This is a genomic window from Sphingobacterium populi (assembly GCF_001586775.1).
Taxonomy (GTDB): Bacteria; Bacteroidota; Bacteroidia; order Sphingobacteriales; family Sphingobacteriaceae; genus Sphingobacterium; species Sphingobacterium populi.
In genome coordinates this window covers 147,579-171,358 of sequence record NZ_LQXS01000004.1, presented here as the reverse complement: position 1 = coordinate 171,358, position 23,780 = coordinate 147,579, and the positions used below count along the sequence as shown (strand labels likewise).

The following is a 23,780-nucleotide window of genomic DNA, read 5'->3' as shown; positions in this document are numbered from 1 at the left end:
ACTAGTTTATTTGTAGATAATACCATAAACCACACGGATAACAAAATAATAATACAACTTAATAATCCAAAAATGTTGAGAAACCGCAGCACGTTCTATCAAGCGCACGCGCCAAGAGACAGCAGTATTTTTTCCAGCGAAAACATTGGCTTCTGCAAACCAAGTCAACCAGCGCTTGTATTGGCTTGTTTTACTAGAGATCAGCAGTGGGAGCTTTATATTTAACATTAAGAAGGCCGTATGTTTCTCCAAATCAAAATGCCATGATTTGGTTGCCAAAAAGTCGGTAGCAACGTGCAAATTTTCGGCTACTTGCGACATGTGGGACTCTGAATAGGTTTTGGTCAACGACTCGCTATTCGATTGCCGATAAAGGTAATAGTGCTGGTCAAGAAAGCTGACATTTTTTGCCACCGCAAACAATTTAATCATGACCATCATATCTTCGCCCATATTTACTCCGGGCAGAAAACGGATTTGATGATCTTCATAAAGTGACCGTTTTACCAGAAATAACCAAAGGTTCCAACGCATGGTGCCATTCATCAATTTTTGGAGCGCATCTTCAGCAGAAATGAAGGAAGGTTGGTTCATTGGTCGTTTGTTTTTTTCAAAAGCCAAGTACCAACTAAAGCCCACAATGTCGCTTTCGCTGTGCTCGGCTGTGTTTACAGCCGCACGAATAGTATCGGTTTCGAGCTCATCATCAGCGTCTACATAATAAACGTATTTACCCGATGCATGATCTAAACCTGAATTTCGAGCTGCCGCAACACCTTGATTTTTTTGATGCTGTATTAGTATTGATAGTTTATCGTTTTCCCTAGTACTCAAGAACTCGTTTACTATCTCTATTCCGTTATCTGAACTGCAATCATCTATAAATACAAATTGGAGATTCTTGTACGTTAAGCGTGCTAAACTTTTTAGGCATGACGACAACGTCTTCTCTGCGTTGAAAATAGGCGTAATTATGGTGACAAGCGGTTGATTAATCATTTCGGTGATTTTAATTACTTACCTTTTGAAGAATTTTTTGTACAATATCAAGGTTTTTGCTGTTAAACTTTCGGGCAAATAGTAATGGTGAATGGATTAACTTTTCGTAGTCTTTATTGCTAAAATCATTTATGTGTCCATTTTCCCAACCGATCAAACGTAAACTGCCTCGACCTTCGTCATCTATATCATAAATATGTTTACGAAAAGCGGAGTGCCAACAAAGTGTTTGTTTATATATCTCATCTGCACAAAATGTGTGCTTGTAAATCTTTAGCACATGGTGCTCTTGTGTCAGTAGATAGCCAACGAAGTTGTGTGTTACGCTAACCCAGTTCGTACCCTTTTTTAATTCAATGTTTTTAGATCTGTATAGATTCAATGCAATTTGCAATTGCATGAAAGAGGCTCTCAGAACGCGTTTAACAAACTGAATAAATCCTTTTTTCTTACCAAAATGTTTCGAAAAAAAATGGTATCGCTTAACTTTTCGTTCTAATTCTTTTGAAATATCTCCAGAAGTAAAACCGATGAACTCTGTACCAAGATGAGACTCGAAAAATTCATGGATGTAGTCTTGAGATTTCAATGGCATATCTACTCCAGACATCAAATGATAGTAAGCGTATTCATCATGATTGAACGCGGTATTGAAAAGTGATAATTCTACCTTGATCTGGCTTACATCTCCCCACCTGACATCTATTCGATTCTTCAATAGGATTAATTTTGCATAGCGACAAACAAGATTTGGAATAGTAGAAGCTTTTTTGTCAAAATGAATAAAAATAGTGTTTCTTTCGTCATCTAAGGCTTCAATAAGAAGTGCTAGTACATCAAATTCTTGATGAGCAATAATAAGGTAAGCATGTTTTTTCATGTATTTTGATTCATTCAACGACGTACGAATTTACGAAGACCGTCCAATAAATTTTTACCCAACGAATTTTCGTAGATTGTGGCTAGTAGTCTAACTTTAGAACTGTAATTACCAAATTTCTTAATAGAATTTGGTAAGTTGTTATAGTATTGCCACCAAATATCAAAAGCCACGGTAAACGTATTCCATGGTTTTGGACCTGTATAGTGAATATTACCTGTTCGTTGGACGTTTATCCAATCATCCGCACTGTAAAACTGTAAAAAATTGGCCTTGTAGGCAGGTATAAAAAATGTGCGAATACTATTCCAATATGGTGGTAAGCCTATTATCTTGCCTACACACAATTGATTGATGACATCTTGATCTGGAAATTCTAGACCCGGAAATCGTAATGCTTCTAAAAACTTAGTACTCATATTATCTTGGCGAAGTTCACGCAAATTCATCAGTAGCAACCCAGAATTTATGTATTTTCCAGGATCGCAACCAATAGCCAACATATGCTCTTTTTGAAAATCTAATGTTGCTTCGAAAACTCCTGCCATATAGTGGCCTGTTAGATCTACCGAATGAAAAAGTTCTGCGAGATCATTACGAACAATTATGTCACAGTCTATGTATATGATGGTGTCAAATTCAGGGAGAAGATCGGGTAGTAACAAACGGTAGTTTGCCGCAACAGTGTATTTCTCGTCAACGTAGATATCATCAGCGATTTTACCAGCTAAGTTTAGGAAAGACAGGGTGTTGGTGGGCCCGATCAACTCTGCTAAAGAGTTTCTCATTTCATCGTTTAGTTCTTCAGTAAGTAAACAAATTACATGAAAAGAACCCTTGAATTCGGAAGATTCAAGAATAGAAACCAAGCAAGTACATGCGGGCACATAGTAGTTAGGCGTGAAAGCTAAGACAAGAGGTATACTATTTTTGTGCATTACGATATCGTTTTGTAAATATAGCTTTAATTTTTGTTGTCAATAATTTAGAAATTTTCTCCAAAAAAAGGTTTCATCAAGCAACTATTGTTCGTATTTCTTTAGCGCCTAAATACTTTGTTATAGAAAAATCGGCCCAGTGTAATGCACTTATCTCGTATGGAAAGTAATTCACATTGGCCTATTTTCCAAAATTTGTACCAAGGCAAATATTTGATAACCTGATTGTAGTAATCGTAAAGGCACTTTTTCTGAATGTATTTCGAGTTGTTTTCGTAAAAAAAGAACTGATCTCTTTCTTCAACAGGTTTCTCGTAATTCAAGGCAAGTAGCCAACGATAAAACTTCGTCGTTGCTAGAAGCTTGTTATCTAGCTGGCTTCTGTCACTTGATAAATGAATATCAGATATTCTAAATGAAAACAGTGCTTTATCTGTATTTGCTATACCATTTTCGGCCATCATAATTGCTGTAGCAGCATCTGAGCAGAATGCAGATGGAAAATTTATAAAGCCCTTGCTATTTAATACAGTAGTTTTAAACATGTAATTGCCAATACACGTAAAAATCGTAGCGCGTAACCAATGGTATAGAAACTCATGTTTACTACAGTATTCGGATATCGTTTCATCAGTTATTGACACTTCATTGTGTTCATTGATGATGGATGTTTTGGCTCTTACAATGTCTACTGCGGGATATTTTACGGAAAGGTCCACCATAGTTTGCAGAAAGTTTGGATGATAGATATCATCATCTGCCGCTAGGACTATATATTCTCCTTGCGCAAAAGTAATGGAGTGATTCCATTGTTTTACAAGATCAGTACCACCGATGTTCTTCGTGTTGCGATAATATTTTATGCGAGAATCTTCAAAAGAATCAACAATGACCTTTAAGTTTTCGGGCGAAGTATCATCTACGACAATAAGCTCCCAATTTTCGTAAGATTGATGTAGAATACTTGAAATTGCTTGCTCAAGATACGTTGCTTTATATGCCGGAAGAACAAAAGAGATTAGTTTCATGGTGTTGTTATAAATTGAAAAACAACTATTTTGAAAGTTTACGACCTATTTTTACCATCGCAACATATAAAGGATAGCATTTTTTCTTTATCAACAATATTAATCGTGTTGAAAACCCCAAAGTATCGTTTGTATAAATGTCACGTAAGCTATATTGTGACCAAATGTGGTTTGTGTTTTTGATAGTTGGCAAAACAAATCGTTTCAATAAGGCGGAATCTAATGCTGAAGCGTCGTCATTGCGGCCTAGGTCGATAAAGAAATTTCTACGGTTATAGATGGCTTCTGTTTTATCTACAAAGCCAGCTGCGTTTGTTTCATCAGCAGTAATGCTTCCTGCGCGACGGCGGTAATAATACAAAGGAATATCCATATAACAGGAGACATCTACTTGATGTAGGATTTCGTGTATTAGAAATTCATCTTCGTGTACTCTGCCTGAAGGATATCGAATTTGATCAAATAAACTTTTTGCATACAGCTTGTTCCAAGGAACGACAAAAAGTATGTCGAAAATATCCACCAATTTTTTTAATGGATCTGATAGGTGTTTTATCTCGTTTTGACTTATGTTAATCGGGTTAGTAGGATTAACTTCAAAGTCTTGATCGAATAGTTCATAACCACAAGTTATCAACTTGTTAGACCCAATATAATAATGTAGCAACTCTATAAACTGGTTGTGTACGCGATCGTCACTATCAATAAATGAGATGTACATGCCATTTGCATGATCTAACCCCGTGTTTCTAGCTGCTGAAACGCCAGCATTCTCTTGATGAATAACCTTAATGCGCGCATCTTTCTTTGCAAAATCGTCGCAAATTGATGCGCTCGAATCTCTTGATCCATCATTTACTAAAATGACCTCTAGGTTTGTATAGGTTTGCGCCAAAATGTCGTCCAAACAGCTCGGCAAATAGTTTTCTACATTGTAGATAGGTACAATGACAGAAACTAATGGATGTTGTGTATTGATCATCTTTTCCATAACTCACCTGCAATAGCACGACATTGTCTAATAATCCTTTCTTTTAAAGGAACTTTTTCTGCGTACATGGAATGGATTTCTTGGTAAGCCTGTTTAGGAATCATGTGTCTCACACTATAAAAGTTGCTGAAATGGTAGGCAAAGAATCCTTCTTTATGTACGAACCCCTGTAGAAGCTCATTCAGGTACGTGATAGCTTGCAGTTCTTCCTTAAATCGAAGCCCTGAAGCTGTTGTTTTAGTAGTAACGTCTGCTGCATGTTTTCTGAAATAACTGAGAAACTTACCACTAATAAAAAACGTCGCCGAGTAAACTAATTTCACTCCAAAAAATCCAGTCGCCACAGAGTTTATAATTCAAGTATTCTGAAGAAATCTTATAAAATGCGGCTTTTCTGAATATGGCTTGGCTAGCATTCCAAATACTTAAATGAGGCAACATCTGATTTTGAACAAAGCTTAAGCCGTCTGTCGTATGGTGTAAGTTTTTGCCCTCGAATCGAGCGCTAATGTATTGGGATTTCTCTTGTACCAAATATAGCTGAGTGAACGCCAAATTTGTGTTTGGTGATCCATTGGTTTGGCATATCAACTCTTCTAAAAAATTAGGTTCTGCCCAATCGTCACTTTCTGCTATCCAAATCCACTCTCCATTTGCAAGCGCAATACCTTTCTCCCATTGCTTGAAAGTACTTCCAGAGTTCTTCTCGTTATAAACAATATGTGACACCTTCGGGTGGTTAGCATATTGATCTATGACATCTCTGCTCTCGTCCGATGAGCAGTCGTCCATTATAATGAGCTCAAAACCTTGATAAGTCTGATTGAGTATAGAGTTCAATCGCTGTTCGAGGAAAGGAGCGTGATTATAATTGGGTACGATGACAGATACAGAGATTTCGTGCATATTCAATTTTATTTACTTTTTAATTGAGGTTGCTCCTTTAATAAACTTGGTAAACGAAAAATAATTTTCAATATCATTAAATAAGGTAAGCGACTCATCGGAAAATGTTTGAAAGTTTCAAAAGCATAATACAAGCAAAGATCAAGCTTAGAATAGTAGAAGCACTCATTGAAAAACCAGAGGTATTTGGCCTTTTCAAACTTAGATTCCTCCTCTATTTTTTCTGTGTAGACGGGTAAAAAATTCTTGTACATTTTGTAATAATGATGACTAGAGATAACCCAGTCTTTGTTAAAATTACCAGAAGAAAAGTGTTTTACACGGATTTGGTAACTGACGATATTTTTCAAACTTTTTTGAATTGATTTGATTGAGATAGCTAAATCGTAATTATGAAATCCAGATAAATTTTCATCAAATCTTAACCCAAGAGATTTTTTGGTAGCTAGGAATACACCATCTAAAGTTGCAACTTCATCAAAGTCGCGACCTAGGTTATCTTGGACAAATTCGCCAACTATTCGTCCATTGCTATATTCTGTAATGAACATTTTTTGAAATTTATGATCTATCCACCACCCAGATGGCGCTTTAGTTTTTAATGTGCTGCCCGCTAAACCTACTAAGCCCACATCTGGAACATTTTCTAGAATGTTTAAAAGAATCTTTCCCCAACCTGGGGTCTCGAATAGTACATCTTCGTGAACAAAAAGCAAATGTTCATAATTACTTTTGTCGATACCCCGATTATACGCGGAATTTATACTCATAATCCCTGGGTTCTCCATACGGATAAGTTCATATTCAATACCGCAGGTTGTAGCGATGTTGGTCGCTAAAGCACTATAAAGATTGTCTTTGTAAGATGACACTATTATTGACAGCATTCTTTAACCTTTGGTATAAATTTTTAAGATTATAACTCCGTTTTTTTTGATGAAAAGCTTAAAAAGCATTTTTAAGTCATTAGGTTGGTTTTGAAATCAAACCCACGACATTTTTTATAAAATTCTTGATGAAAGACGGTGTGAAGTAAGAAATTTTTCTACTGATCGGCGTTTTACTAGTCTTCTTTTTTATCACTGGCGATTGGAAAAAAACCATCTTTATTTTACTTGAAAAAGATAGCTTGTCCGTGAGGTAGAGGTGGTCTATCGTCGTGTTGGATAACTTAACTAAAGCAATCTCATTATCACCATTATACTCATTCTGTACAAAGCTTTTACAAATAGGCGTGAGTGATAGAAAATCTTTATAGAAAAGTTGCAACTTAGTCCTCCAAGCATTCATGGAATAATTATGTATGACGAAGCCATATTGTATTTCGGCCAAGTAATCTCTATAATCTTTGTCTAGGATTACACGATCAACAGCTAACCTCCATTCATTTAGGTTCGAAGGATATTGAAAGCCGATATCCGAATCCATAAATTGTTGAAAAATAGGTGTTGGGTTGTAATGTAGTATGGCGGGCTTTTTAAAAAAAACAGTTTCTAACGTTGCAGTAAAAGATGGCATCGGAAACCCTTCTAAATAAATATCGCAGCTACTTCTGTATTTTTCCAAATCTTCATAATCCAAAAGCCCGAGGTAATCAATCCTTTCATGCTGATGTTTTATCGCGTATTTCCCTTCCTTGCTTACCCCAATAAGTTTAATTCTTACATTTTTATGCTTCTCTACGATTCTAATACACTCCTCGTAAAAATTATATTTTTCATTCGGTTCAAATTTAACTTCGCTGCCAATACAGAGTATGACAACTTCATCTGCTTGGGTCGTTGAAAAACTGTCTTGTTCGGTTGGAGCAGTTAAAGGTGCCTCTACTATCGGAAGAGGTATGTAAAATGACTTTTCAATCTGCCGTCTTTCCACGTCCAGTATTAGAAAAGGCTTACGTAATTGGACTAATATAGTAGAGATAGTGCTACCGAGCCAAAAAACATGATCTGCATGATTGACGAAAGCTATTTGTATGGTAATTTTTGGGTCTGAAAACACCAAATTACACAAAGAATCATCCGGATGAATGTGCAAAACTACCAAATCATAGTTTTCGTATAATTGGTCTTTCAAAGCTTGGGCGCGTCGGAGATGATCTTCTTGAGGTAAGCAGACATGCTTTGCGATTTCTTGTCCTAAATAACGTTTGGATACAGCGTTTATAGCACTCATGTCCATTCTAGTTGAAAGTATGGTATGTTGGCTTGTTACATCATTTTGCACCCAGTTATATAATAATTTCGTGTGACCTCCCGTAGTGTAAACTTCGGAACAAATGTGTAAGATCTTTCTTTCTTTTTTACATGAATTTGGTTTGATCAATTCCGGATTAAAACTTGTAAGTTTTTTCCCTATTTCGGCAAGTAAGGTTTCCATTTCCAGCGAATAGTATACACTTGGAAAGTTCCACCAGCAAAATTGAGCGATCTTCTCGATGTAGCTTACACAGTCATTGTAACAACCCCTATCATAGAGCTCGCGCATTATTGGAATAGATTGCCGATAATAGGCCCTATTATCCGAAAGCTTTAATTTATCAATTTCTCGCAAGCTTTGCGCGGCGTTTAATTCATTCATGGCTGTTATTACAAAGAATCATAAATATAAGCGTGTACTAAAAGTTACGAGTAAAAATCTTTTAAACAACGGATTATCTTATCGATTTCTTCCATTTTCAATTCGTAGAATAGCGGTAGCCGAATAAGAATATCTGAATATTGATCTGCCATAGTGAGCTCATTTCTTTCGTGTTTATTTTCGAAAAAGGGACTTTTATGCAGACTCAAATAATGAAAAACAGAATGAATACCGTTTGTTTTTAGATGCTCAATTAACTCTCCTCTTTCAGACAAAGATTGACACAATATGTAAAACATGTGAGCATTGTTTGTTGCATAGTTTGGTAGTTTTGGAAGCAAAAAACAGCCCTCGCGCTCTAGGTCTTTTAATCCGGAGTAGTAACGCTCCCAAATTTCTTTCCGTTTACGTTGGATTTTCTCAATATTTTCAAGTTGAGCCAGTAAAAAGGCAGAAATGAGTTCTGAAGGAAGAAAAGACGAACCAATGTCAACCCACCCATATTTGTCGATCTCATTTCTGAAAAAAGCACTTCTATTAGTGCCCTTTTCACGGATGATTTCTGCACGTTCAATGAAACTAGGGTTATTTATCGTCAAGATCCCACCTTCTCCCGCAATAATGTTTTTTGTTTCATGAAAAGAAAAGGCTCCGAAATGACCGATAGAGCCTAATGCTTTTTTTGAGCCATCACTGAATGTGAAATAACTATCAATTGCTTGAGCGGCATCCTCTACGACATAGAGATTGTGTTTATGAGCCAAACTCATGATGCTCTCCATGTCACAAGCCACGCCAGCATAGTGTACTGGAACAATGACTTTAGTATTTTGAGTGATAGCCGCTTCAATTTTTTGCGGATCTACGTTTGGGTTATCTTCACATGAATCTACAAATACTATTTTAGCTCCCCGTAAGACAAATGCGTTTGCTGTGGAAACGAAGGTGTAACTAGGAATAATTACCTCATCACCAGGTTTTATGTCGCAAAGTATGGCTGCCATTTCAAGTGCATCCGTACAAGAGGTCGTAAGTAGCACTTTTAGAAAACCATACTTTTCTTCTAGCAAAGCTTGGCACCGTTTTGTAAAAATGCCATCTCCGGAGATTTTGCCGCTAACAACGGCGTCTTGGATGTACTGTAATTCGTTGCCGATTATAAAGGGCTTGTTAAACGGTATCTTCATGCTTCCAGTAGTGATTTATATATATTTGTTGATTCTCTAGATATCCTTTTTTTTTATAAAATGCGCAGGCTAAATTGTTGTGCTTTTGTGTGGGTACATCGATAGAGAAAATATTGTTTTGATAAGCAATGGTTTCTAATTCTCTAATAAGTGACGAACCGACACCTTTACCCTGCGACTTTTCATCGATACCTAAAAGCCCAATTTTAGCACGACCTGACGGATTGTCGAACTTCGCTGTTATGAAGCCAATCACTTGCTGATCTACCTCATATACCAATACGTAATCGGCTATCGAACAATCGACAGACTTATCAACCCACGTGTTATAGAGTTCGAAAAAGGAGCTTGATTTAAATTTTTTGTCTAAAAAAAATCTGCTGTGCTGTCCACTTACGTGCGCAAGTTTATATAGGTCTTCTATGTTATGTCGTGTTTCATTGAAACGGACTATATTGGAACACAGCGGTGTGCCGGACGTAATTTTTTTTGAAAAGGTAATTTTTTTCTCTGAATAACATAGATAATAACCATGTATAATAGGGCATGTAGATAAATGAGACTGGTGATAGATTAGTTCATAATCCTTGTTTGCAAAACTAAAGATGCTTTCGTTTGTCGTGTCATTAATTAAGCCCACCTCAAAGCCAAAAAAATCACTATCCCAATCTAGTCTCTGCACCATAACCTCATTATTATCAATTTATCAATTTTAGGATTATACGCCTACAGCTCCTGTAATTGCACCATTTTTTTGAATTTTGGAGACGACTCTTTCAGAGCATCAAAATCACCTTGACTCACAATTTTTCCATCGCTCATCAAGACCACCTTATCCGCATTTCGAATCGTGGCCAAACGGTGTGCAATAATTATAATCGTAAATTGTCCTTTAAGTGCATCTATATTTTCTTGAATAGTTTTTTCTGTTTCGGAATCTAAAGCTGAGGTAGCTTCATCCAAGATCAGGATATCTACTTCTTTGAAAAGCTCTCGAGCAATCGAGATTCGTTGTTTTTGTCCTCCGCTAAGGTTTATGCCGTTATTGCCTAGCACAGTTTCCTTGCCTTCTGCTAAGCCATCAACAAATAGGCTCAGTGAGGCCCTGTCTAAGGCTTTTTGGAAACGAGCTAGATTTTCTGTGTTAGGTTCCGCCCAGAGCGTCACATTATTATAAACACTGGCATTAAAGATGACGGTATCTTGTGAAATATAACCTACTTTGTTTTGAAAAGTATACTTATTTAATGATGCTATAGATTTTCCATCCACAAGGTATGTTCCGCTATTGGCATCAAGCAAACCGGCAAGAAGGTTTACCAGAGTAGACTTACCACTACCAGATTCACCAACTAAAGCAACGGTATTATTTTTAGCAATTTCGAAATTTATTCCCTTGATTATTTGATGGTTCCCGTAAGCGAAATAAATATCTTGGAATGTTAAACCATTCTTTAGTTTTTCGTATTTAATTTGGCCTTCTTGCTCGCGATTTGACCCAATATCGTCAGAGAATTGAGCCACATTTTCCATTGTCCCTACTTTCCCCAAAAAGTAATTGTATTGTGCCTGTAGGTCAGTCAAGTTAGTTAATGCCCGATAAAAGAAAAGCAAACTGACGATAATGGTGCTAAGAGGGCTCTCTCTCATATATACTTGCAACAAGATAACCGCCGCAACGATAAAGATGAGGATCGGCTCTCTTATAGCCCCAGTGATGGAGCCGAGTTTACCTAATCGATAATTTACCGCCTCTATCGATTCAATATTTTGTGTTACGCGTTTTGCGTATTCCTTGATAAAACCAGTTGCTTTCAAATACTTGAAATTGGCAACAAGCTGAATAATGGTGCCTTGATAATCGTTGCTCTCCTTGACGAGTTTTCTTGATGCGACAAGAGTAAACTTGTATATCCATTGAAATACAAAATTGAACAGCAGTCCGCCTACCATGATCAAAATGGCGAATTCTGCATTCATGGCAAAAGCAAATAGCATATAGACGATGACCATAACCCCTTTTTGAACAATGATTAGATAATCTCTAAAGGCATACAAGAGATTGTTGATTTCATTGGTCATTAAATTTTGTACAGCACCCACATCGGCTTTGATAAAGTAGCGAAATGATAAGTGCGCAAATTTTTCTAAGAGGTTTTTGCGCGTGGAAACTAGGAAATACCGAGAGACTTTTGCGTCGTAAATTGACTTGACATAGAAAAACAGCCCTTTGAAGGCAAAAAACACGACCATCAAGATCAACATATTGACTAAGGTAAACTCAATACCCAAGACCGTAAAGAAGTTCATTAGGAAGTTGTCTTCGGTAGGTGAGCTTGCAGTACTCCCTCCTTCTCGATCTGCCGCAATCTGGAATAATGGCAAAAACATGCTTAAGCCAAGGCCGTCCATCAAACCAAACATGAAGGTTAACCCTATCACGATAAAAATGCGGTACTGAAGGTACCGATAGAAGTAAGTGAAGTTTTTAAAATATTTTTTGATGAATTGCTTTAGCATGTGCAGATTGATTCTTCTTTTAAAAGTTATTTTCCAAACTCGGATGCTAAGGTTCTTCTCAACCCTTCCTGCATGGTGTATGGCGGTTGGAATCCAGATTCCATCGCTTTGCTAGAATCGTATTTGGTGATTGCGCAAAATTTCTTAACGCGCACGGAACTAATTGGCAACTTTTTTCTCGTAATAAAAGCCAGTACATCAAAGCCATAGCCGCCTAGCATACCTAACCAGTAAGGGATGCGTAGCGTAGGGATACTTTTGCCTAGAATCGTGCTGGTGTGATGTACTAAATCTTTCGTAGAAAAATCTGGTTTATCGACATAATTGTATACGCGTACACCAGGAGACATGGTGTTTATTAAAAAGGCTAAGAAGGCAACAATGTTTCCAATGTAGGACATTGATTTTTCGTTATTACCTTTTCCTATAAGCATAAACTTTCCAGAGGCGATTTGATTTAAGAGATTAAATACATTTCCACGATTACCTTCGCCAAAAATCACGGTTGGTCTTACAATGCCAATGCTCCAGTCGGGATGGTTTTGTGCCCATTTCTGCAAAACTAATTCAGCTTCCCATTTGCTTTTGCCATAATGGTTAAAAGGGTCGGCGGGAAAGGATTCGTCGGGATTATCTTTATCCAGCCATAAATGGCAACTGAACTGGTGAATACAATTTGTTTTACGCCCTGTTTTTCCATCGCTTCCAAGGTATTCTGCATTCCTTGAACATTAACGTCGTAATATAGAGAAGTTGGCGATACATCATCGCGATGTTCTGCTGCCAAAAGAACTACGGTATTTACACCAATTAATGCGTGGCTCAAAGAATCAGGATCTAGCACATTGCCAATTACAGAAATGGACGCATGTGTCTGGCTAGGTTGTTTGTCAATGTTAATAACGGAAGTTTCGGGAGAGACACTTAATGTGTCAATTAACTTTGTGCCCACAAAACCTGATCCACCTATGATGGCTATTTTCATCCAGAAAGCTTATTACTTAGCGTTGCCGCCGGTTATTTAATTTGATCTGCAATTACCTGACTATGACTTTTGTACTTCTTAGGAGCATTTTTCGTGGCGAAGGACTGCTTGCGTTTAAGGCTTTTGTCTACAACAGTATGAAAAGCACCCCACAATATTAAATCTGCTGCTAGTACAATATTGTTGCTAATTAGCTGAACAGCGATAGCGTTAAAGATACAAAAAAAACCAGCAAGGGAAATGATCGAAATCATGGCCTTTTGGTGTGACATTCCAAGGTCAAGCAGTTTGTGATGTATATGACTGCGGTCGGCCCGAAATACTGGCGTGCCTAATCTTAATCGGACAAGCATAACTCGTGCAACGTCCATTACTGGAACGATCAATACCGTAAATGCCACTACGATCGCTCCTTCAGAAAAAGGCTGAATATGTGGGTTATTCATGGCATAACTTACTGACAGAAAGGACATCGATAAGCCAAGCGTTAGGCTTCCTGAGTCTCCCATAAATATTTTTCGCTTTTTGCGCGAAATACCGAAAACATTGTAATGAAAAAATGGAATTAGCAGTCCTGCGGTAATAAATGCAAATAATGCGTGTAGCCAAGCTTCATTGATCATAAAGAGTGTACCTAAAGCCAGGCAACCAACCAATACCAATCCTGAACAGAGCCCGTCGATACCATCGATAAGGTTAATCGCATTTATTATTAGAACGGTAATAAATATGGTGAGCGGTATACCTATCCAAGCAGGAATATATGTGATGAAGAAGACGCCGTACAGGTCATTGATCCATACTCCGGATATGGGCAAAAAGCAAGCAACTACGATTTGCATATAAAGCTTAGTTTTTGCACTAATGCCGATCAAGTCATCTGTGATCCCGACTATAAACAGCACAACTAGACCACAAACCAAACCCATAACCATGGGATATACCTCAAAAGTTTCAAGATTAAAATCCACCAGATTGTTTCTATAGCACAAGATCAACGTAAGTACTATGAGCACACATTGTATCGGTACGAATGTAACGCCGCCAAGCCGTGATACTAATTGATGGTGTGCCTTCCGAGAATCAACAGGATCGAATAATCTTTTACGATAGCTGATAAGTAGAACGTAAGGCAAAAGGAGTCGTCCGAGTATTAAGGCAACAATAAATGCTGTAAGTACGACTAATATCTTCATCTTCCTGTAATCCTAAATTAAATCGGGTAGTTGTTCCAATATGTTATTCTATAGAGCTTAACACGCAATTCGAAGCCATAATAAACGCTTTTGTAAAGGTACTACAAGAAGAATGTGAAGATGTATACATCGAATGCTTTTATTCTGCTGTGTAGTATTCGAACTACATGGCTGCTTGACGCAATTAAAATTTCGAAGATAAGACTTTTAATTTGTGAACGGGATTTGGGGCGCTATAGTCGATCTCTTGGCGCGATAAAATAGGTTTGCTTTCCAAACATTAATGGTTCTGTAAAGCAATGGTTTAGAGGTGAAAGTGCTAATTGTGATTAATTTTTTTTCTTATAAAGCCGAGTGCCGCGATTTGACATTTTATTTAATTATGGGGGCGACAAATTTATGGTTAATCAATGTTACCGCAGGGACATCGTGTTGCATTATTCGATACCTAGGGGCGGGTTGTAGGCAAAGTGTAAAGTCTATAATAATATAAATTTATAAATTTCCTTGTTGTGATAACTTTATAATTACGAACGAAACAATTGTCATTTTTTAAAATTCTTAAAGTATTTTCTCATTAATGACTGTTATCCATATTATATTTAAAGCACTTTAAGTCAATTAAAACTGCGTATTATTATTTTATTTTATCTTTCGTTTTTTTAAAATTAATCTAAGAAAGATAATTGTATAATACATTCTTAAGGTATATTATGAATACAATTTTCACACAATTATACTTATGAAACAGCAAAAGAAAATCTATTTTAAACCAATTGTAAATGTCGTTTCTTTAATCACGGAGTACGGAGTCGCCGCTTCTTCGGTTCAGGTTTCTGGAGGATCCAATGATACGCCATATCAACCCACTATAGAAAATTGGGAAGTCGGTGGTGAAGGATACGGCTCTACAGACTTATAATAGCTTTTATCGATCCAGACTTTATACCAACATTATTTAATATGATAACGGCACGTTATAATCTAAAAATTATGAAGCATTTAAGTGCGTACCTGCTAATCACAAGCGTTTATTTAATGGGTTGCGATCGAGATACTAGTCGCGAAGATCTCTCGGATCCAAATGCCACTTTAGTAGTTGTGCAAGCAATGGTTGATGACACGGAAGTGGTACCGCTAAATGATGCTCAGAATACCAAGGCAAATCTTGGAGATTCAAGAAGCTCATCTACTCCGTCAGGTCTTGCTGATATTGACAATAAGAGTGCCTTCATTGAAGGTGATGGATTTGATGTTATTACGTCTGTGTCCTCTTCTTGGAAATTAAAAGAGGATGAAAGTACTTTAGAAGCTCCCAGTTTGCAGAGTTATCCTAGGGCGGCATCACCAATGACTCCGGGATTTACCTACAGACTTGTGCTTTATAAGGTCGTTGGTTCTACGCAAACCTTTTGGAGACAAAAGCAATTGAGATCTTCGACATCCACCGCGGTAGATACAGCACAGCAGATTGAAGTAGTAAGAGGTGATACGTATCAGTGGTATGCTTATTCCTATAACAACAGTAGTGATATCCCGCCTTTAACAAACACGGGTACTAATGCCCAAATTAGCATGGGAACAAACTCTGACTTCCTTTATGCGACAGGAAGTTTTACAATTTCTGCGACAGGAACAGCCAACACGCCTTTAAACATCACATTCCGCCATCAGGTAGCCCGGTTAGCGGTAGAAGTCGATGCAAGGGGAATGTTTGCAGATCAAGTTACGCAGCTTGGTGTATCAGTAGGCGGCATTACTGGCGGCCAATCTCCGCTCACTACTGGATCTTTTGGATTGCTCGATGGACAGGTTTATAATCCAACACCTTATACTCCAACGACAACATTTACTATTGCTGATTTTCGAAACGTAGATGTGGGGTTTAATGACCGGAAAGCAATCTATTTCTATTCGGCAACTCCAGCCTCATTCTCCAACTTTACGGTTAATCTCAATAATGTCACTATTACCATGACAGATGGCCCTACAACAAGAGCTTTTACTGGCCTAAATAGGGTCTTTGCTTTCAACACTTCGGCTGCCATGACTAGGGGCCGTACATATAACGCAAAAATCGATTTAATTGAATCAGCGTTGCCGTTTCAAGGGGTTAATTGGGCACGAACGAATTTGTACTTACATTCATCTCAAAGAAACCGGTATCGATTCCATGCAACATATGCACACACAAATATGCGGGAATCGTATTGGCCATTCCGCTCCACGACGCCCTACATGTTCAGTACCGGCGCTGCTGGTGCAAATTCAGACCCCTGTACCCTAGTGCATCCTACAACGCGTCCGAGCGATGGGCTTAGTGTTTGGAGGCAAGCTACGAGGGCGGATTATTCGACATTAGGATTTAATGATCTTCTCTTAGGTGTGCTGCCTTTAGTAACACGAGCTCCAGCAAGAAGTATCATTTATAATCAAACCAATGGCAGGGGTTATTATGAGTATGCAACAACAGGTAGCGCTGCGCAATACCCAAGTTCCAACCTAAGATTTAATATGAATGGCTTCGGAACCGCAGTGAATGTTGCTAGCGGCTTACTAGTAATCGACATTGGTATATCTAACTATGGTACGGAAGGAAGGCACTGGTCATATGATCGATTAATAGATGCAGGAGGTCTGCTGGGGCTTGGAGCTTATAGTTTAAGAACTAGGCGAGTAACAAGTTCTCTTGCAGGAGCCTACAACTTACTTAACCCAGATATCGTAGAGGTGCTCACAATAAGTTTATTAGGAGGTGGGTTATTAGAGTCTTCTTTTCAAAATGTTCGTTGTGTTAGGAGGTAATAAATTATTGTTGTTGAACACAAGGGGTTAGTAGTGAATAATCTACATACGGTGTGTTTATGAATCATTAGGTCGATTGGCGGTCGACGGAACGGAACTATTGTATCAACAAAACGTTATCTTTGTTTGTACAGACATATATACGCGTAACAAAACAATGATAATAGCTGTAGATTTTGACGGAACTATTGTAGAACATCAATACCCCAAAATCGGGAAACCGATTCCATTTGCGATAGAAACATTGATTAAGTTACACGAGGAACGACATACGCTAATCCTATGGACCGTTCGCGAGGGCGATCTTTTGCAAGAGGCGGTTGATTATTGTGCCGCCAGAGGTGTGGCCTTTTACGCACACAATGCTAATTTTCCGGAAGAAATAGCGGCACGGGCATCCCGGAAGCTAACAGCGGATTTGTTTATAGATGATCGTAACCTAGGAGGATTGCCCGATTGGACAGCTATATATCGAGCCATTTCTGCTATGGGAAAAGGCTCTCAGGATATAATCCCTATACTTTATGGGCAACCTAATTTTTTGGCAAAAAGACAAAAGAGAGGCTTTTTTTCAACATTGTTTAATAGATATTAGTGCTTGAAACAACTGTGGCAGAATATGACTACACATTGGGTATATTGCATTGTGCTTCTAATCCTTTTTAGCACATCCTGCAAGCAGCAAAAAGAGAAGTCCGAGCAGCAGCAAGGAGAAGGTCAAAAACCGGCGGTGACGCTGTTTTGGGACAAATACAATTTGGAAGATACTGTAGCCATCGTGAGGCCAGAGATTGGCGAGCAGGCTATAGTAGATTTTATCACGATTGCGCAGCAAAGTGATAGCAAGGAGTCGGTAGCGGCCTTAAAAAAAATGCTGCAACGAGCTTCTCAGACACCCGCAGTACTTGAGTTTTTTGTGGAGAATTTTGGTAAATACTTATACAATCCCAATTCTTCAATGTACAACGAGGAGCTCTACTTGCCAGTACTCGAGTTCATGGCGCAAAACGAGGATATACCCCAGTATGAAAAGCAGAGATTTGAACAGCGGCTAGCCTTAATTAGGCGAAACAACGCCGGCACAAAGGCAACCAATTTTGTTTTTCAAACGCCAGACGGCAAAAGGCATGATATGTACAGTCAAGAAGCACCATATACACTACTGTTCTTCTACGAGCCAGGATGTGGTGGGTGTGCTAGTGCAATTGAAAATCTACAACCCGAATTGACAGTGCAGGAATGGATTCGCCGAGGAGATTTACAGATTCTCGCAATCTACGCCACCGCTGAGTATAGTTTGTGGAAAGATTATCAGCAATATATTCCGCCCTTGTGGATAAACGGCATCAATACCGACCGATCTATTATAGCAGATAATTTGTATGACCTCAAGGCCTCTCCGACATTTTATCTACTTGATAGCAATAAAGTAGTGTTATTAAAAGATCGAAATTTGGCCGAGAATATCCTTTACCTTGGTCAATTTTTGGGGCAATAAATTAATAGTACGAAAAATCAGCTACTATTAACACGATTATCAAGTAATAATCCGTGTGTTAACAGTAGCTGATGATTAATAGATCGGAAGAGCTGTAAGTGTAGCTAGATACTAACTAATTTGCTCTTACGCACCTGATCGATACGGCAGTATTCTGTCCTAGCTCATAGAAATTAAACGTATTAATGTTTGGTCCTATTTGCATGTATTCATATTTGTTTCCATTTTTGAGCATGTACCATCCGGTGCCGTCTAGATCACTTCGAGTAGTATTGCTATTATAAATACCATCGAATGAAATGAAAAGGAATTTATTAAAGTTACTACCAGGATCAGTTTGCGTACCGAAATACATACCTCGTCTATCGCCTCCAGGATATTTTTGTGCGATATAACGAACTGGATGATATATGTCTGGACCAGGATGCCCACTAATGTTTGCCTCAGTAGCATTCTTGATGTTTTCCATTTCTACGCGTTTTGGAAGTCTCCAGGAATTTAATGGCGCGACTAATGCACAAGGGTCACCAGGGCCACCATTTAGTTCCGTACGTGCTTCTTGATTATTCTGCCCCCAAGGGAGCTTATCTAAATCATTACGTCGTGGTTTTACGTAATTTTTAAACCAAAGATCACCCTCACCTTTCGTAGAGAAAAGATAAGTCTTTTTATTGCGGTCGTAAATCAGGTTTCCAGGAGCATAAGTGCGATCGCCCAATTCAATTCCTGGATCAACGTCTTGTGTAAAAGTTTTAATCTTCAACGTTAAGATATATCGCGTTCCAGGGGCTAATTGAACATTTGGAATTGTAACACCTCTTTTGGTGATATTGTTGATCGTTAGCTCATCAAATGTTAATGTGCTTTTAGTAGCTCCGCTATTACAGATTATGGAAGCTTCATTCGCGGCACTTGTAGGAGTGTTTTGAACAAATTCTAATACTTTTCCGTTTTCGGCTTTGTTGTTATATGTTAATACGGTGCCGTTGTTCAAGCCGATCGTTGGCGATAAAAAGTGATCGCCAATTCGTGCTTTAATGGTGGAGATATTCCCTACGTCTGCTGTATTTATATGTGTCGTTATCTGACTGAAGACGTGTCTTAGCGTCACGTTCAATTTGTTTTGGCCTGGGCTGAGTTTGAAGGTTTTGCGAAAGTAAACAAAGTCAGTATTACCATTTATGTTTGTGAATACGGCTTCAGACAATTTACCGTTTGGAGCGGCTGGCACCTCAGATTTACTCATTGTAGAATAAAGTACAAAAGTGTATGTGGTTTCAGGATTCAACTTCAGTGCACTATTGCCGTACTTTCCGACAGTATATACCGTGTCAATTACCTTGCTCTCATTACTATCATAAGCGAGTAGTCGGTATTGAATACCGTCTTCCATTTTCCATGTTATTGGTCCAAGGTTGGTTACTCCAGCTGCGCGCGACACCGTGTTCTCTTCTTTCACAAGATCACTGCGGCCATCTGTATTTGGAAAATCTCGTGCTAACGACACTGTAACACCAAAGTGCTGATCGAATGGGATGTGTGCTAACTCTTGTGATTCGTTTTCAAGGATAGACGCGCTAGTCGCAGCACGACTTTCGGTATCCGAAGGTTCCGAAGTTTCTATTTCTATACCCAATAAGTTCACCTCAACAGAGGTTTCTTCTCGGAAGGTCTCTTTATTACAAGAATACAATACTACTGCCACCGACAATAGTAAAAGATAAAAGTTGCTCTTCATGACTGTTGCTTATAGATTTTTTAGGGGCTACCAATAAAGCTCGCGATCATCGGCGACATTTGACTCCCATAAGTGATCTACATCTTGAGTCGGAGATTGAACAACAACTTGTGCGGAACCTGCTGCGATACTGTTTTCTAATTCGACGATAAAAATATTCAGTGTAGGCGCGACGTAGGCGCGACGTATTTTTGAGTTCATTTTCTTTATATTTTCGTTTCTCATAATATCCTCCATTTGCAGGTAGAGCTGAATAGAGTGATGCAAATCTATAATATAAATTAGTGTTTGAACTCAAATTTTCCCATCCAATTTTCTTTTGTAGTTTGTTGTCTACAAACGAAAAAGCCCCCCAAAAATGTCTTGGAGGGCGGAAATTTTCTCAATGCGTGTTAAACTTCTTCGGAGGCGATTTCTTCATCGACCAGTATTCGGCCGCAGTGCTCGCACACTAAGATCTTTTTACGTTGTCTGATTTCAGATTGCATTTGCGCAGGTATTTTATTGTGGCAACCAGAGCAGCTATCACGTTCGATAGATACGATGGCCAGTCCATTGCGGAAAGAATTTCGCAATTTGTTGGAGACTTTCAATAGGCGCTCATCGATATTAGCTTCAGATGCTTCTGCTGCTTTCAGTAGCGAGTCTTCCTCTTTTTGTGTTTCAGAGGTAATGTTCTCTAGCTCCTGTTTCTTAACTTCCAACTCCCCTTTACTGTAGTTTAGATTACCTTCGGTAGTTTCATACAATTCGGTTTTGTTCGAAATTTCAAATTCAGCTTCGCGAATACGTTTCTCACATACTTGGATCTCTAAGCCCTGCAGCTCGATTTCTTTCGTGATGGCATCGTACTCACGGTTATTTTTTACTTCGTTAAGTTGAGTTTCGTATTTCTTGATTGCCGCTTGCGCGTCTTTAATCATGTTTTTACGAGATACGATGGAATCTTCTAACTCATCAAGCTCACTGCGGATTTTCTCATTACGAGTTTCCAATCCTGCGATCTCGTCTTCTAGATCAGCCACCTCAATAGGCAGTTCTCCCCTTACCTGGCGAATTTTGTCAACTTTGGTATGGATCGATTGCCATGCCCATAAAGCTTTTAGTTTTTGTTCTACAGTTTGTTCCATTAAATAAAGTACTTTATCGGATTTGTCTCTGTTTCAGTCAACAGGACAGCAAAGTTAGCAAATTTTTTCTGAATTAATTCCATCAATAATTCTTGTGTAAACTGTTCACTTTCATAGTGTCCCACGTCGGCTATAACTATTTTATCTTCTGCGTCAAAGAATTCGTGATACTTATAATCTGATGTTATAAAAACATCAGCACCAGAACGTATAGCATCTTGTAGCAAAAACCCGCCAGCTCCTCCGCATACGGCTACTCGGCTTATAGGTTTGCGAGGCAGGTTGGTATGTCGGATTATCGAAAGCTTTAGCGAATCTTTCAAGAATCGCAAGAAATCTTCTGCGAGCAAAGGCTCCTGCAAGTTCCCGATAGCGCCAGATCCTACGTGATGCACTGTGTTTTCTAGATTTAAGATATCGTAAGCGACTTCTTCGTAAGGGTGAGCGGCCAACATCGCAACCAATACTTGGCGCTCTATATGAGCAGGGTAGACAACTTCGATTTTAGTTTCTTCTACACGCTCTTGCTCACCGCGCGAACCGATGTGGGGATTGGCTTTTTCTAATGGACGAAAGGTGCCGTATCCCGCTGTATTAAAACTTGCTTGATCATATTCTCCAATGCGCCCGGCACCACTACTGAAAAGTGCTTCTCGTACTTCCTCAACGTGAGTTCGTGGTACAAAAACGGCTAATTTTTTAAGAATGTGTTTCTTCGGTGAAAGGATAGATATTGCGTCTAACTGTAGTTTATCGGCGATCTTCGAGTTTACACCACCTAAGACGTTGTCCAAATTGGTATGAATAGCGTAAAGGGCGATGCCGTTTTTTATTGCTTTGATGACCGTTCGCTCTACATAATTTTGGCCTGTAAAACGCTTTAATCCCTTGAAAATAATGGGATGATGTGAAATGATAATATCACATCCCTCCGCTATCGCTTCATCAACGACAGACTCTGTACAATCAAGGGATATCAATGCGCGATGTATCTCATCGTTTGGATTACCAACGATTAAGCCTGAATTGTCATAAGACTCTTGATAGCTTAGTGGCGCTAACTGTTCAAGGTAATGCGTTAATTCTTTAATCTTCATTGGGCTGCTGCTTTTGTTTCCAGGCCTCATGATCCTGAATCAATGATTTGAATTGTACAATCTTATACCAGTACGATATAAAATAGGTGATACATAGTATAAATGCCAGAAGGCGGATAAAATCTGGAAAAAAGGGAATATTGTAGATTAAAAAGGACCATGCGTAGCGATTACCGATCTGTAGGGTCGGCATCTCTTCTACTGCAACTTTGCGATCAAAAAACTCATTGTTGAAAGAATAAGCCAAGCGCTTTGAAACCTCAAAATTCCAAAATATATTAAATAATGGTACGGCCAGAAACCAAGCTTGGTTTGGTAAGATAATTTGGTTTTCGGGCTTAATCAGTAATAATGTCTTACGCACGTTGTACGCGAAAAGAATCCACACCAAAAGGATGACAATCATGACGTAGATCGTCAACTGCTGCAATTCGGCAATTAATTCTGGTGATAATTCGGACATGTGTGTTTCGTTAATATATATATGCTGACCTCATAAATAATATCGAAGTGAGATCAATCCAGCTAAAATTACGGATATTATGAAGCAAAAAGGAGGAATATTGCGGGTTTTTTATGCAGGTCAACTTCTGCTATCGTTTTCCACCTTGCGATGGGCTGGGATATGATTTGTTCGTCTTCGCCAGTTAGATTCCAAGCCACGCACAATCTCGTATTCGGATGGCAGGTGCGTAGTAGTTCGTTTAGGAGTTGGCCATTGCGAAATGGCGTTTCAATAAAAATTTGTGTACTATGCTCTTTGCTAGCCGTTGATTCTAAATCTTTTATTTTACGACTTCGGGCCGCCTTATCGATCGGCAAATAGCCATGAAAATTAAATTGCTGTCCATTGAATCCGGATCCCATCAACGCTAGTAAAATTGAGCTGGGGCCTACTAGTGGACAAACCTGTATACCACGCTTATGCGCTTCGGCCACCACTAGTGCGCCTGGATCTGCTACTCCCGGACTGCCGGCGTCAGACATTAAGCCTACATCTTTGCCCGACATTAGTCCGTTAAACAAGGCGTTATAATTCACTTTATCGCGCACATGCTTGCCATAATCATGTATGATTAATTCGCTTTGCGCAATTTTTAGTCCGGCAAGTTTCAAGAACTTGCGTGCCGTTTTTTCATTCTCCACGATGTATTCGTCGATCGATTGAATTACTTCTTGATGTAGCAATGTGTACGAAGCTTTTTCTGCGCCTTCTGCTAGTGGTACTGGTATAAGATAGAGTTTTCCGAACGCCATAATGCAAACTTAGTCATTTCGCTGGTAAACCAATTGCGATTATCT

At 38.7% G+C, this 23,780-nt stretch carries 24 protein-coding genes; 4 read left to right on the top strand and 20 right to left on the bottom strand.

All coding sequences use genetic code 11. From position 1 onward, the window contains the following. Positions 1-6: 6 nt before the first annotated feature. The 14 genes from A0125_RS11610 to A0125_RS11545 form a co-directional block, all read right to left on the bottom strand. Complete coding sequence (locus A0125_RS11610; RefSeq protein ID WP_066756226.1) at positions 7-999, bottom strand: glycosyltransferase family 2 protein; 993 nt, start codon at positions 997-999, stop codon at positions 7-9. Positions 1,000-1,009: 10 nt separating this feature from the next. Further along, on the bottom strand, positions 1,010-1,879 hold the full coding sequence (locus A0125_RS11605; protein WP_066756223.1) for a beta-1,6-N-acetylglucosaminyltransferase: 870 nt from the start codon (positions 1,877-1,879) through the stop codon (positions 1,010-1,012). Positions 1,880-1,893: 14 nt separating this feature from the next. Then, positions 1,894-2,817, bottom strand: coding sequence for a glycosyltransferase family 8 protein (locus A0125_RS11600; protein ID WP_066756218.1), 924 nt, complete (start codon positions 2,815-2,817; stop codon positions 1,894-1,896). 101 nt (positions 2,818-2,918) lie between these two features. After that, complete coding sequence (locus A0125_RS11595; RefSeq protein ID WP_066756215.1) at positions 2,919-3,845, bottom strand: glycosyltransferase family 2 protein; 927 nt, start codon at positions 3,843-3,845, stop codon at positions 2,919-2,921. A 25-nt stretch (positions 3,846-3,870) separates the two neighbouring features. Next, entirely contained in the window at positions 3,871-4,836 is a 966-nt protein-coding gene (locus A0125_RS11590) for a glycosyltransferase family 2 protein (RefSeq protein ID WP_066756212.1), read from the bottom strand. A gap of 288 nt (positions 4,837-5,124) precedes the next feature. Next, positions 5,125-5,742 carry a glycosyltransferase family 2 protein gene (locus tag A0125_RS11580; RefSeq protein WP_066756204.1) on the bottom strand — a complete coding sequence of 206 codons (618 nt, stop codon included), beginning with the start codon at positions 5,740-5,742 and terminating at the stop codon, positions 5,125-5,127. 8 nt (positions 5,743-5,750) lie between these two features. Beyond that, on the bottom strand, positions 5,751-6,614 hold the full coding sequence (locus A0125_RS11575) for a glycosyltransferase (RefSeq protein WP_066756202.1): 864 nt from the start codon (positions 6,612-6,614) through the stop codon (positions 5,751-5,753). A gap of 94 nt (positions 6,615-6,708) precedes the next feature. Beyond that, on the bottom strand, positions 6,709-8,121 hold the full coding sequence (locus A0125_RS11570) for a glycosyltransferase family protein (protein ID WP_156472526.1): 1,413 nt from the start codon (positions 8,119-8,121) through the stop codon (positions 6,709-6,711). 245 nt (positions 8,122-8,366) lie between these two features. Then, on the bottom strand, positions 8,367-9,509 hold the full coding sequence (rffA, locus tag A0125_RS11565) for a dTDP-4-amino-4,6-dideoxygalactose transaminase (RefSeq protein ID WP_066756195.1): 1,143 nt from the start codon (positions 9,507-9,509) through the stop codon (positions 8,367-8,369). After that, entirely contained in the window at positions 9,493-10,194 is a 702-nt protein-coding gene (locus tag A0125_RS11560; RefSeq protein ID WP_066756192.1) for a GNAT family N-acetyltransferase, read from the bottom strand. Before A0125_RS11560 ends, rffA begins: the two co-directional genes overlap by 17 nt. Before the next feature lie 41 nt (positions 10,195-10,235). Then, positions 10,236-12,029: an ABC transporter ATP-binding protein gene (locus A0125_RS11555; protein WP_066756188.1), complete on the bottom strand. Its 1,794-nt coding sequence runs from the start codon at positions 12,027-12,029 to the stop codon at positions 10,236-10,238. A 26-nt stretch (positions 12,030-12,055) separates the two neighbouring features. Further along, positions 12,056-12,673, bottom strand: a complete 618-nt coding sequence (locus tag A0125_RS16545) for an NAD-dependent epimerase/dehydratase family protein (protein ID WP_317038819.1) — start codon at positions 12,671-12,673, stop codon at positions 12,056-12,058. Beyond that, complete coding sequence (locus tag A0125_RS16540) at positions 12,592-13,014, bottom strand: NAD-dependent epimerase/dehydratase family protein (protein WP_317038814.1); 423 nt, start codon at positions 13,012-13,014, stop codon at positions 12,592-12,594. The genes A0125_RS16545 and A0125_RS16540 overlap by 82 nt, the downstream gene beginning before the upstream one ends. Positions 13,015-13,046: 32 nt before the next feature. Continuing rightward, a complete protein-coding gene (locus A0125_RS11545) occupies positions 13,047-14,210 on the bottom strand; it encodes an MraY family glycosyltransferase (RefSeq protein ID WP_066756182.1) in 1,164 nt (387 codons plus the stop codon). 742 nt (positions 14,211-14,952) lie between these two features. On the opposite strand from A0125_RS11545, the gene A0125_RS11540 reads away from it, so the two are divergent. The 4 genes from A0125_RS11540 to A0125_RS11525 all read left to right on the top strand — a co-directional run bounded on the left by A0125_RS11540 (position 14,953) and on the right by A0125_RS11525 (position 18,513). Beyond that, positions 14,953-15,132, top strand: coding sequence for a hypothetical protein (locus tag A0125_RS11540; protein ID WP_066756180.1), 180 nt, complete (start codon positions 14,953-14,955; stop codon positions 15,130-15,132). Between the two features lie 71 nt (positions 15,133-15,203). Then, positions 15,204-17,015, top strand: coding sequence for a fimbrillin family protein (locus A0125_RS11535; protein ID WP_156472525.1), 1,812 nt, complete (start codon positions 15,204-15,206; stop codon positions 17,013-17,015). Between the two features lie 157 nt (positions 17,016-17,172). Further along, positions 17,173-17,610, top strand: coding sequence for a BT0820 family HAD-type phosphatase (locus tag A0125_RS11530; RefSeq protein WP_066756176.1), 438 nt, complete (start codon positions 17,173-17,175; stop codon positions 17,608-17,610). A 51-nt stretch (positions 17,611-17,661) separates the two neighbouring features. Next, on the top strand, positions 17,662-18,513 hold the full coding sequence (locus A0125_RS11525) for a DUF5106 domain-containing protein (protein ID WP_197464860.1): 852 nt from the start codon (positions 17,662-17,664) through the stop codon (positions 18,511-18,513). A 115-nt stretch (positions 18,514-18,628) separates the two neighbouring features. Here A0125_RS11525 and A0125_RS11520 read toward each other — a convergent pair whose 3' ends face one another. From A0125_RS11520 to A0125_RS11495, 6 genes are all read right to left on the bottom strand, one after another. Then, positions 18,629-20,251 (bottom strand): hypothetical protein, encoded by a 1,623-nt coding sequence (locus tag A0125_RS11520; RefSeq protein WP_066756173.1) that lies wholly within the window; start codon positions 20,249-20,251, stop codon positions 18,629-18,631. Positions 20,252-20,278: 27 nt separating this feature from the next. Continuing rightward, the gene (locus A0125_RS11515) at positions 20,279-20,452 is read right to left on the bottom strand and encodes a hypothetical protein (protein WP_156472524.1); all 174 of its coding nucleotides are present in this window, start codon (positions 20,450-20,452) and stop codon (positions 20,279-20,281) included. Positions 20,453-20,643: 191 nt separating this feature from the next. Next, positions 20,644-21,381, bottom strand: coding sequence for a zinc ribbon domain-containing protein (locus A0125_RS11510; RefSeq protein WP_066756169.1), 738 nt, complete (start codon positions 21,379-21,381; stop codon positions 20,644-20,646). Then, entirely contained in the window at positions 21,381-22,478 is a 1,098-nt protein-coding gene (locus tag A0125_RS11505) for a Nif3-like dinuclear metal center hexameric protein (RefSeq protein ID WP_066756158.1), read from the bottom strand. Before A0125_RS11505 ends, A0125_RS11510 begins: the two co-directional genes overlap by 1 nt. Further along, on the bottom strand, positions 22,468-22,941 hold the full coding sequence (locus A0125_RS11500; protein ID WP_066756155.1) for a hypothetical protein: 474 nt from the start codon (positions 22,939-22,941) through the stop codon (positions 22,468-22,470). Before A0125_RS11500 ends, A0125_RS11505 begins: the two co-directional genes overlap by 11 nt. A gap of 77 nt (positions 22,942-23,018) precedes the next feature. Next, a complete protein-coding gene (locus tag A0125_RS11495; RefSeq protein ID WP_066756152.1) occupies positions 23,019-23,735 on the bottom strand; it encodes an SAM-dependent methyltransferase in 717 nt (238 codons plus the stop codon). Positions 23,736-23,780 lie beyond the last annotated feature (45 nt).